Here is a 10,613-nt window from a genome sequence, read left to right on the forward strand (position 1 = left end):
GCCGTCGTCGAAAAGCAGGGTTTACCCCTGTGATTCGCGCGGCCAAAGAAAAAGCGGCGCCGAAGCGCCGCTTTTGAGATATCGGGAATTTGCGCGGTCCTGCCGCGCCCAGCCGGGTTCAGCCGCCGGTATGCCCGAGCGCGCGTGACAGCGCGGCGGCCTCCGCCACCACCATCGCCACATGCCGGTCCAGCGCCTCCTGCGTGGTCCGGCTGGCCGGGCTGGCGATGCTCAGCGACGCCACTGCCGCGCCGCTGTGATCGCGCAGCGGCGCGGCGGCAGAGACAGCATCGGCATCGCGCTCGCCAAGCGACACCGCATAGCCCGCGGCGCGGATCGCTGCAAGCTCGTCGCGCAGGGACTGCGGCTCGATGATGGTCTTGGCGGTGAAACGTTCCAGCTGGTGCGCCAGCACGGCGTCCAGCACCTCGGGCGCAGCGTAGGCAAGCAGCAGCTTGCCGGAGGCCCCCACATGCAGCGGCCGGCGGTTGCCGATCTCGGTATGCACGCGCACCGATTGGGTCGACTCATGCCGCGCCACACACACCGACTCCAGCCCGTCGCGCACGCGCACGATCACGTTCTCGCCGCAGGCCGCGCCGATCGCCGCCAGCCGCGGCGCCACCAGCTTGACCAGGTCGAACTGCTCGCGCGCGGCATTGCCCACCAGCAGCGCGTTGTAGCTGAGCTTGTAGACCGCTGCCGGCGACTCGCGCGCGATCAGGCCGCGGTGCTCCAGCGTGGTCAGCAGGCGGAACGCGCGCGCCTTGGTCAGCCCGGCCCGCCGCGCCAGTTCGGTCACGCCCAGCGATGGGTGCTCGGCCACCAGCATCAGCAAGCCCAAGGCTTCGTCCACCGCTTCAACGATGTAGGTCATCGATCCTTCTTCGCCATGTTCGTAAATGTCCCATCGCGGATTGTAGCGGTCGCCGCGAGCATTCGGTATGCACTGCGTCACACAGACAGGCGACGCAGAAGCGCCCCGAAGGAAGATGAATCAGGCAGAGTCTCCGGCGAGGGGGCACCACCTGCGAACCCCACAATCTGGAATTTTCGAATGCAAAGCCCGGCTTATGATCGGCAGTACTCGCAGCACCTCATGCACAGATTAGAGATTGACGCAGACAACCTTGTACCTGACCAGAGCCTTGCACCGCTCGCTGCAGCAACAGCCCGACCAAGTCGTCACCATCTTCCGCGGCCGGCACCGCACTTACGCGGGCCGGGCTTGCCGATGACAACGTCTTCGATGACGAACGGGGTCTTGGCCTCGTAGAGGACAGCAGCCTTCATCCTTGTCTCCTTCGCTGCGCCGGGATGCAGCCGTTACAGCTGCACCCGGCTGCGCTTGAGCTGGAACGCCACCGTCACCCGGTCCGCCGGATAGATCGTGTCGGTGATCTCAAGGATCCTGCCCTGCGCGTCCTTGTAATGGCGGATCAGCCGCAGGCCGGCCGAGCCCGGCTCGGCGCCCAACACCGCTGCCAGCCGCGCATCGATCAGCACGCCGTGAATCACCTGCCGGATCTCGGCAATGGCCACGCCGCAATCGCGCTCGATCAGCGCGCTGACCAATAGCCTGGGGTTGTTGCGGATGGTATCCGCCAGGTGCGCCAGCGAGGCGTCGATGTAGATGTCGGCGCGCGCCACCGGCGTGCTGCCCTTGCGCGCATCGACCCGCGTGCCGGAAAAACGCAGCCATTCGCTGCCAATCGGCGCCTCCAGCAGACGGGCCTCGGCGCGGTCCAGCGTGACGCTGTGCACCGCCTCGATACTGCGGATCTCGGTGGCTGCCACCAGCACCAGGTCTTCGGCGGTGCCGAACGACTGGATGTACGACGCGTCCGGGTTGGCGCTCTCGACGATGGTCCCCACCGCCTTCTTGCGCGAGATATAGCCCCAGTCCTGCAGCAGCTTGAGTGCCGCGCGCACGGTATGGCGGCTGACGCCATGCTGCTCGGCGAGATCATGCTCGGTCGGCAGCAGGCTGCCGACCACGCGGCGGCCCTCGACGATATCCCGGACCAGGGTGCTGGCCAGCTCGGCATAGCGGGTCGAGGCGGTCGCCCCCGGCGCCGCCTGTGCTTCCGCACGCTTGTCGTTCAGTTGGTTGCGCATGGCAATGAGATGTCCCGGGCCGATGCATGAAAAATGGGTCCGCGCATTCTAAGACAAGCGGCAGCGGCACCCGGAGCCGCGCCGCTCAGGCCTCGAAGAAGCGCCGGTCCGCTTCGGCCGGCACCGTCATGCTGGCGCAAGACCTCGTCTCCCGCCGTGACTATGTCCGTACATAGTGGAGGGCGGACCAAGCTATGTCAATGATCGGAATATCCAGGAAATCTTGGCGGAAATTCACCCACCCGATACGGGTGGGTCGGCGCCTTGACTTGCCACCGAACCGCGCTGATCTCTTACTATGTACGTACATAAAGCCGCATGCCGGACGTCGCAGGGATCGACCAAATGAGCGCAACGTGCAAAAACTGACCGACGAACGGCCGGGCGCGTGTGCAATGCGCAGCAGGTAATCGACGCCATCGAGTCTTTCAGCAGGGTGCGCACCAAGGAAGAGATCGCACAGTGCCTCGGCGGCAGGGTGCCGTTCGGCCCGGAAACCCCTGCAATATCCATGCGTAGCACCATTTGACGCACCAGAGGAGAAAAGATGAGCATCAAGGGCAAGGCCTATATCGTCGGGGCCTATGAGCACCCGACCCGCAAGGCACCGGACAAGTCGGTGGCGCAGCTGCACGCTGAAAGCGCCAAGGGCGCGCTGCAGGACGCTGGCCTGACGCTGGCCGACGTGGACGGCTACTTCTGCGCCGGCGACGCGCCGGGGCTGGGCGCGGTCAACATGGTCGACTATCTCGGTCTCAAGGTGCGCCATGTCGACTCCACCGACACCGGCGGCTCCGCCTACCTGGTCCATGTCTCGCATGCGGCGCAGGCCATCGCGGCCGGCAAGTGCAACGTGGCCCTGATCACGCTGGCGGGGCGCCCGCGCTCGGAAGGCTCCAGCGGCACGCAGGCGCGCAACTGGGGCGCCAACCTGCCCGACGCACCGTTCGAGAGCCCCTTCAGCCCGGTCACAGTCAACCTGTACGCGATGGCAGCCATGCGCCATATGCACGAGTACGGTACCACTGCCGAGCAGTTCGCCTGGGTCAAGGTGGCCGCGTCGCACCACGCGCAGCACAACCCCCATGCCATGCTGCGCGACGTGGTCACGGTCGAAGACGTGCTGAACTCGCCGATGATTTCCGATCCGCTGCACAAGCTCGACTGCTGCGTGGTATCGGACGGCGGCGGCGCACTGATCGTGGCGCGCCCGGAAATCGCCGCCACGCTGAAACGGCCCAAGGTGAAGATCCGCGGCGCCGGCGAGTACATCAAGGGCCAGCTCGGTGGCGAAGTCGACCTGAGCTGGTCCGGCGCGCGCTTCTCGGGCGCGACGGCATTTTCCGAGGCGGGCGTCACGCCGGCCGACATCAAGTACGCGTCGATCTACGACAGCTTCACCATCACCGTGCTGATGCAGCTGGAAGACCTGGGCTTCTGCAAGAAAGGCGAAGGCGGCAGGTTCGTCGCCGACGGCAACCTGATCTCGGGCGTCGGCAAGCTGCCCTTCAACACCGACGGCGGCGGCCTGTGCAACAACCACCCGGCCAACCGCGGCGGCATCACCAAGGTCATCGAGGCCGTGCGCCAGCTGCGCGGCGAAGCCCACCCGGCGGTGCAGGTCGCCAACTGCGACCTGGCGCTGGCGCAAGGCACCGGCGGCTACCTGGGCTCGCGCCACGGCAGCGCCACCCTGATCCTTGAACGTGAATAATGCGCGGGAGCAATGACATGACGACCCCACATACCCCCTTTGCCTACAAGGCACCGGACGAGCAGCCCGACAACCTTCCCTTCTGGCAGGCCGCGCGCGAAGGGCAATTGCTGGTCAAGGTCTGCGACGACTGCGGCAAGCCTCACTGGTATCCGCGCGTGCTGTGCCCGTTCTGCATGGGCACCACCTCATGGAAGCCAGCCAGCGGCCGCGGCACCATCTACAGCTTCAGCGTGACGCGCCGCGCCGGCCCCAATCCGTTCTGCATCGCCTACGTGAAGCTGGACGAAGGCGTGACCATGATGACCCATATCGTCGACTGCGACCTCGACACGGTGCGGATCGGACAGAAGGTACAGGTGAAGTTCTCGCCCAGCGATGGCGGCGCACCGGTACCGACGTTCACGCTGGCCTGAGGCCGGCTGCTGGATGGGCGATACCGCGCTCTGACGGCAACTGCAACATGACAGTAAAGACAACCATGACCCACAACTATCTGCCCGATGCAGGCGTCACCGCCGTCCCCGCGGGTCCGCTTGCGGTGGACGCCGCAGTGGCGCTCGGCGACGTGCCGCGCGTCTTCCATATGCCGCACACCACCCTGGCGGAGAACCTTGAGATCTCGGCCCGGCGCTTTCCCGACAAGGTCGCGGTCCAGTTCTACCACGGCGCCACCACCTATGCCGAACTGCTGGCGCAGGTGGAGCGCATGGCCGGCTACCTGCAGCAGGCATGCGGCGTGCGCCGCGGCGACCGCGTGGTGCTGCTCAGCCAGAACAGCCCGCAGTTCATCGTGGCCTACCACGCGATCCTGCGCGCCGATGCCGTGGTGGTGCCGGCCAACGCCATGCTGCTGGAAGACGAGCTGCGCCATATCGTCACCGACAGCGGCGCGGTGGCCGCGTTTGCCGCAAGCGAGCTGGTCGGCCAGGTGGCGCCGCTGGTCGGCACCACGCCGCTGCGCCACGTGATCGTGCATCACTATGGCGATGCCCTGCCCGCGCAGCCCGACGACGGACTCTCGATTCCGGACTGGGTGCAGCAGCGCTCGTCCGGCGCGGCGTTGCCGGCCGGCGCGGTCCACTGGCAGCAGGCCATGGCCGCCGGCTCCACGCCATCGCCGCGCTCCGCAGGCCTGGACGACCTGTGCATGCTGCCCTACACCTCGGGCACCACCGGGGCGCCCAAGGCCTGCATGCACACGCACCGCACGGTGATGGTGTCGGTGGCGGGCTCGCAGCTGTGGCGGCGCTCGCACGCCGAATCGACCTTCCTGGCAGTGGCGCCGATGTTCCACCTGCTCGGGCTGCAGAACGGCATCAACGCGCCGGTCTACATGGGCGGCACCATCGTGCTGCTGCCGCGCTGGGACCGGCGCACCGTGGCGCAGCTGGTGGCGCGCCATCGCGTCACGTTCTGGGCTGCGCCGCCGCCGATGCTGGTGGAGTTCTTCGCGCAGCCAGGTATCGAGTCATTCGACCTGAGCAGCCTGGCCTGCGTGGTCGGGGGCGGCGCGGCGGTGCCCGACAGTACCGCGCGGCTGATGAAGGAGCGCTACGGACTGCAGTTTGTCGAAGGCTACGGCCTGACCGAGACTGCCTCGTTCATCATCGCCAACCCGCTTGCCGCAGCGCGCTCCGGGCACCTGGGCGTGCCGACCTACGGCGTCGATGCGCGCGTCATCGATCCCGCCACGCTGACCGAAGTGCCGCGCGGCGAGGTCGGCGAGATCGTGGTGCACGGCGCGCAGGTGATGCTGGGCTACTGGAACCAGCCCGCGGCCAATGTCGAGAGCTTTATCACGATCGACGGCAAGCGCTTCTTCCGTACCGGCGACCTTGCCAGCGTCGATGCCGACGGCTACTTCGTCATGCGCGACCGCCTCAAGCGCATGGTCAACGCCTCGGGCTACAAGGTGTGGCCGGCCGAGGTGGAAGCGATCCTGCATACCCACCCTGCCATCCTGGAAGCCTGCGTGATCGCCGCGCGCGATCCGCACCGGGGCGAGACCGTGAAGGCGGTGATCGTGCGGCGTGACGGCGCCGGCGTTTCCGAGGAAGAGTTGCTGACGTGGTGCCGCACCAGCATGGCGACCTACAAGGCGCCGCGCATCGTGCAGTTTGTCGAACGCCTGCCGCGCTCCGCCACCGGCAAGATCGCGTGGCGCGAACTGCAGGAGCAGGAGATGCAGGGAGCTCCGTTGCCGAACCACAAGGCCTAGTGTCCTGCTCCGCAGACAAAACGGCGCGCCGAGCTTCGTCGAAGTCGCGGGCGTGGTGCAGCCGGCACCGGCGCCGCGATTCCTCGGCACGCCTTCCGAGATCTCCGGCCCCGCGCCGGCGCGCGGCGAGCATGGCGCCGCCGCGCTGCGCGACTGGGGCTTCGATGCCGATGGCGTGGCACAGCTGCAGGCACAGGGCCTGGGGCTGATGGCAGAGCGCTAAGGCGCACACGCGCGGCAGGCGCCGCGCCGCACAACTCAATGTCCACCTGGCCGGCATCGTCCGGCCGCGTGTTTTTGCTCCGGCGGCCCCGTGCCGGAGCATTCTTTTCATGGCTGCCCCGCTGCGTGGCACCGCCACCTAGGGCAATCCCGCCCAGCCGATATGGGGGGCATGCAAGGTGCCGGGCATCCTATAACTTCCCACATGCAGCCCTTCTTGCTGCGCAGTCTCCTACCCCCCTTCCCGAGGTATCACATCATGCGCATGAAGTCCCTGATCGCGATGGCAGCGATGGCGTGGAGCGCCGCCTGCGGTGCCCAGAGCTACCCGTCGCGTCCCATCACCGTTGTTGTCCCGGGCCCGCCCGGCGGCGCCACCGACACCGTGGCGCGCGCACTGGCCGAGGACATGGGCAAGCGTCTCGGGCAAACCATCATCGTCGACAACAAGCCCGGCGGCGCGGGCGTGATCGCGGTGCAGGCCATCACGCGCAGCGCGCCGGACGGCTACACCATCCTGCTCACCCACTCCTCGCCGCTGATCAACACGCCGCACCTGTACCGCAACGTGCCGTATGACGTGCGCCGGGACCTGGCCTTTGTCACCGAACTCTGCATCGCCAAGATCGTGCTGGCCGTGAACCGGGACGTGCCGGTAAAGAACGTGCAGCAGTTCCTCGACTGGGCCGCGAAGAACAAGGGCAAGGTCAGCTACGGCTCCTATGGCGTCGGCACCTTCCCGCACCTTGTCGGCGCGCACCTGAACCAGGTGCGCGGCCTGGACATGGCGCATGTGGCCTACAAGGGTGAAGCGCCAATGGCGCAGGACATGATCGCCGGCAATATCGCCTGGGCGATCGGCTCGATGAGCACGCTCGGCCCGCATATCAAGAGCGGCCGGCTTACCGCCCTCGCCGTGATGGGCGACAAGCGCATCAAGGAGCTGCCCGACGTACCGACCATGGCCGAGGCCGGGCTGAAGGAGCAGGAACTGCGCTCGCCTGCCTGGCTTGGCCTGTTCGCGCGCTCCGGCACGCCGGCGGCGGTGCTGTCGCGGCTGGAAGCGGAAGCGCGGGCCTCGGTCCAGTCGCCGACCATGCGCGCGCGGCTCGAGGCACTGGCCATGGATCCGGTGGGCAACTCGCCGGCGGAGTTCCGGCGCGAATTCGACGCGACCGAGCCCGTGGTCGCCCAGATGATCAAGGCCAGCGGCGCCACCGCGGAATAAGGCAAGCGCGCAGCCGGGTGGCCAGTGCGGTCAGCCCGGCCGCTGCAACGCGCTGCGCGCCACCAGGATCGCATCGTAGCGGCGCGACACATTGAGCTTGGCGTAGATCTGGCGCAGGTTCCACTTGACGGTGTCGACGCTCAGGTTGAGCACCAGCGCAATGCGCTTGTTCGACATCGACTGCTCAAGCAGCGCGAGGATCTCGCGCTCGCGCCCGCCCCCATCGGCAACCTCGTCCGGATCGGGCGGGGTTGGCTCCAGGAACAGGCCACGCGCGCACCACTGGCCAGCAGATATAAGGCGACGCCTTGTGACCGGGCACCCGGCAAACCCTCCCCCACCTGTTGCTGGTGGCCTGCGGGTGCTGCGCGCGTCTCACCCGGGCCACGCGGACAGCCGGCCAGGCGTGGCTTGGCCGCCGCGCCGCGTCTGCCAGTACAATCGCGACAACGTGCCGCCTTTGCCCGGCATCGCGCTGCCCCACCCGCATTTCCTCCGCATCTCACCTGCACCGTCCTGCCTCGCCCATGCCCCAGACGCCAGCCAATCCGCCAGCCGCCCCCCGCAGCCAGCCCGCCGCGCCAGTCTCGCAGCCGTCCCGGCCGGCGTCGCTGCGCAGCGCGGCGCGCGTGGTCGCGCGCGAGCGCCTGCTGGTGCAGTTGACCGAGGCACGGCGCCGGCGCTGCATCGTGCTGCAGGGCCCGGCCGGCTACGGCAAGACCGCGCTGCTGACCGCGTGGCGGCTGGACCTGCTCGCGCTCGGCTTCGACATGGCCGCGCTGACGCTGGAGCCGGCCGACAACGAGCGCCAGCGCTGGCTCGACCGCCTGCTCGGCTGCCTGTCCGAGGTCAGCCCCGCGCTGACGCGCGAAGCCATGGTCCTGGCCGACCGCGGCACCGACGACGAAGCCGTCGAGCGCGCCATCATCGCGCTGGTGCGCGGCATTGCCGCCCACCCGCGCGACGTGACCCTGGTGCTCGACGACGTGCACCACCTGACGGCGCGCGTGCTGGAGCCGCTGCAGTGGCTGCTCGACTATGCCCCGGCCAATTTCCATGTGGTGCTGGCCTCGCGCGTGGCGCTGCCGCTGTCGCTCGGGCGCCTGCGCGACCAGGGCATGCTGCTGGAGCTGGACCAGCGCGACCTGCGCTTCACGCTGGCTGAATCGCAGCATTTCCTGCGCGCCCAGCTGGGCGACATCAGCCCGCGCGATGCGCGCATGCTGCACGAGCTGACCGACGGCTGGGTGGCCGGCCTGCAGCTCTTTGCCGCGCACTGGAAGCGCAAGAAGGCCAACGCCAGCGGCCTCACCTTTGCCACCGGCTTCGTGCAGGCCAGCGTGCAGGATGCCGGCGCCTTCGCAGAATATTTCGAACGCGAGGTGCTGTCGCGCCTGGCGCCGGACGAAGCCGAGCTGCTGGTGCGCGCCGCCGCGTGCGAACGCTTCACCGCGTCGCTGTGCGAGGCCCTGGGCGAGCAGGCGCTGGGCGAAGGCGAGATCCTGGCGCTGCTGGCGCGGCTGGAACAGGAGAACCTCTTCATCACCCCGGCGCAGGGCCCCGAGCGCGAATCCTGGTACCGGTTGCATCCGCTGCTGCGCGAAACCCTGGCCCAGCGCTTCCGCTCGCGCAGCGAGGCCCAGCAGCGCGCCGTGCACGCGGCGGCCTGGCGCTGGTTCCGCGACCATCGCATGCTGGAAGAGGCCGTGCGCCATGCGGTGCTGGCCGGCGACGCCGACACCGCCGCCGACCTGGTGCAGCGCTATGCCGACACCCTGATCATGCGCGGCGAGGTGCGCAAGGCGCTCGGGCTGCTGCGCGCCATCCCCGCCTACCAGGTGCAGGCGCGCCCCGAACTGCGCCTGCTGGCGCTGCGCACGCAGATGTTCTCGCGCGAGCTGGACGCGTGCGCCGCGGCCGCGGACCGGCTCGAGGCCGACATCCCGCCGGGCGACGCCTCGCTGCGCTACCGGCTCGCGCTGCTGCGCTTTTCCCTGGTGCTGCTGCAAGACGACAGCCAGGGCGCGCTGGCGCTGCTGCCGCAGATCGAGAACGTGCCCGCCGACATGCCGGCGCTGTTTATCGGCTCGCGCAACAACCTGCTGTCGTGGCTCTACATGCACCTGGGCGACTACGAGCGCGCCCGCCGCATCCAGACCGAGGCAGCGCCGCTGGTGATCGACGGCGTGCCGCTGCTGGGCACCGCCAGCGGCATGCTCAACGGGCGCTGCATGATCGGCTTCAGCCATGCGCTGGAAGGCAACATGATCCAGGCCGAGCGCGTCGCCCGCGACGTGCTGCGCGAAGTCGAGCAAGCGGGCCACGGCGGCGCCGAGCCGGAGTACTTTGCCGCGGCCCTGCTGGGCGAGGCGCTGTACGAGCAGAACGACCTGGAGGCTGCACGCCGGCTGCTGGAGGACCGCGTCGACGTGCTCGAGCGGGTCTCGATCCCGGACTCGGTGCTGCGGGTGCACACCGTGCTGGCAGCCGCGCACTGGATCTGTGGCCACCGGCTCGATGCCTTCGTGCAACTGGAGCGGCTGGAAGACTACGGCACCCAACTGCGCCTGGACCGGCTGGTCGCGCAGAGCCTGGCCAACCAGATCCGGCTGCACCTGGCCAGCGGCGACATTGCCGCCGCCGAGGCCGCGCTGGCGCGCCTGGATGCCATTGCCGCACGCCATCGCAACGCGCCGCGCGGCTCGCTGGACGCCATCCACATGGTGACCGAGCGCGCCCACCTGCTGCTCAGCCTGGCGCATGACGACATGCGCGGGGCCGAGGCCCGCACCGCAGCGCTGATCGCGTACTGCGAGGCGCGCGGCTGGCAACGCCACGTGGCGCAGATGCACATGCTGGCGGCCGTGGTGGCATCGCGCCGCGGCGACGCCGAGGCGGCACGCACGCATGTGCTGGAAGGCTTGCGCCGCGGCCACCGGCTCGGGCTGATGCGCAGCGTGATCGATGCCTGCCCCGGCGCGCTCGGCCAGATCGTGCGCGTGGCCGCGGACACCACGCTGGACCCGGTGCTGGCCTTCTATGTCGAACGCCTGCAGGCCACCGTGCCGCCGCGCGCCGCGCAAGCCGGCGCAGCGGGCGGCGCGGCCGCG

8 protein-coding genes and 1 pseudogene are annotated in these 10,613 nt (G+C 68.8%); 6 read left to right on the forward strand and 3 right to left on the reverse strand.

The features are described from left to right. Positions 1-118 precede the first annotated feature (118 nt). Positions 119-877, reverse strand: coding sequence for an IclR family transcriptional regulator (locus C265_RS13355; protein WP_010813142.1), 759 nt, complete (start codon positions 875-877; stop codon positions 119-121). Between the two features lie 449 nt (positions 878-1,326). After that, entirely contained in the window at positions 1,327-2,118 is a 792-nt protein-coding gene (locus C265_RS13360) for a GntR family transcriptional regulator (RefSeq protein WP_010813144.1), read from the reverse strand. 547 nt (positions 2,119-2,665) lie between these two features. Here C265_RS13360 and C265_RS13365 point away from each other — a divergent pair. From C265_RS13365 to C265_RS13380, 5 genes and pseudogenes are all read left to right on the forward strand, one after another. Next, the gene (locus C265_RS13365) at positions 2,666-3,832 is read left to right on the forward strand and encodes a thiolase domain-containing protein (RefSeq protein ID WP_010813145.1); all 1,167 of its coding nucleotides are present in this window, start codon (positions 2,666-2,668) and stop codon (positions 3,830-3,832) included. A 17-nt stretch (positions 3,833-3,849) separates the two neighbouring features. Further along, complete coding sequence (locus C265_RS13370) at positions 3,850-4,248, forward strand: Zn-ribbon domain-containing OB-fold protein (protein ID WP_010813146.1); 399 nt, start codon at positions 3,850-3,852, stop codon at positions 4,246-4,248. A 65-nt stretch (positions 4,249-4,313) separates the two neighbouring features. Further along, a complete protein-coding gene (locus C265_RS13375; RefSeq protein WP_010813147.1) occupies positions 4,314-6,053 on the forward strand; it encodes a long-chain fatty acid--CoA ligase in 1,740 nt (579 codons plus the stop codon). A gap of 31 nt (positions 6,054-6,084) precedes the next feature. Continuing rightward, positions 6,085-6,276, forward strand: a pseudogene (locus C265_RS31400) (CoA transferase); the annotation flags it as partial. A 258-nt stretch (positions 6,277-6,534) separates the two neighbouring features. Beyond that, the gene (locus C265_RS13380) at positions 6,535-7,503 is read left to right on the forward strand and encodes a tripartite tricarboxylate transporter substrate binding protein (RefSeq protein ID WP_010813149.1); all 969 of its coding nucleotides are present in this window, start codon (positions 6,535-6,537) and stop codon (positions 7,501-7,503) included. Between the two features lie 30 nt (positions 7,504-7,533). Here C265_RS13380 and C265_RS31405 read toward each other — a convergent pair whose 3' ends face one another. Further along, on the reverse strand, positions 7,534-7,800 hold the full coding sequence (locus C265_RS31405; RefSeq protein WP_371258352.1) for a helix-turn-helix transcriptional regulator: 267 nt from the start codon (positions 7,798-7,800) through the stop codon (positions 7,534-7,536). 230 nt (positions 7,801-8,030) lie between these two features. Between C265_RS31405 and C265_RS13385 the strand changes: the two genes are divergently transcribed. After that, positions 8,031-10,613: AAA family ATPase (locus C265_RS13385; protein ID WP_037024306.1), on the forward strand; the 2,583-nt coding region annotated here is incomplete at its 3' end.

The sequence above is a fragment of the Cupriavidus sp. GA3-3 genome, assembly GCF_000389805.1.
Lineage (GTDB): Bacteria > Pseudomonadota > Gammaproteobacteria > Burkholderiales > Burkholderiaceae > Cupriavidus > Cupriavidus necator_D.

Bases quoted from the DNA above. Each gene is read 5' to 3' on its own strand.
- C265_RS13380 (WP_010813149.1), top strand. From the start codon at position 6,535: ATGCGCATGAAGTCCCTGATCGCGATGGCAGCGATGGCGTGGAGCGCC.
- C265_RS13375 (WP_010813147.1), top strand. From the start codon at position 4,314: ATGACCCACAACTATCTGCCCGATGCAGGCGTCACCGCCGTCCCCGCG.
- C265_RS13360 (WP_010813144.1), bottom strand. From the start codon at position 2,118: ATGCGCAACCAACTGAACGACAAGCGTGCGGAAGCACAGGCGGCGCCG.
- C265_RS13370 (WP_010813146.1), top strand. From the start codon at position 3,850: ATGACGACCCCACATACCCCCTTTGCCTACAAGGCACCGGACGAGCAG.
- C265_RS13355 (WP_010813142.1), bottom strand. From the start codon at position 877: ATGACCTACATCGTTGAAGCGGTGGACGAAGCCTTGGGCTTGCTGATG.
- C265_RS13365 (WP_010813145.1), top strand. From the start codon at position 2,666: ATGAGCATCAAGGGCAAGGCCTATATCGTCGGGGCCTATGAGCACCCG.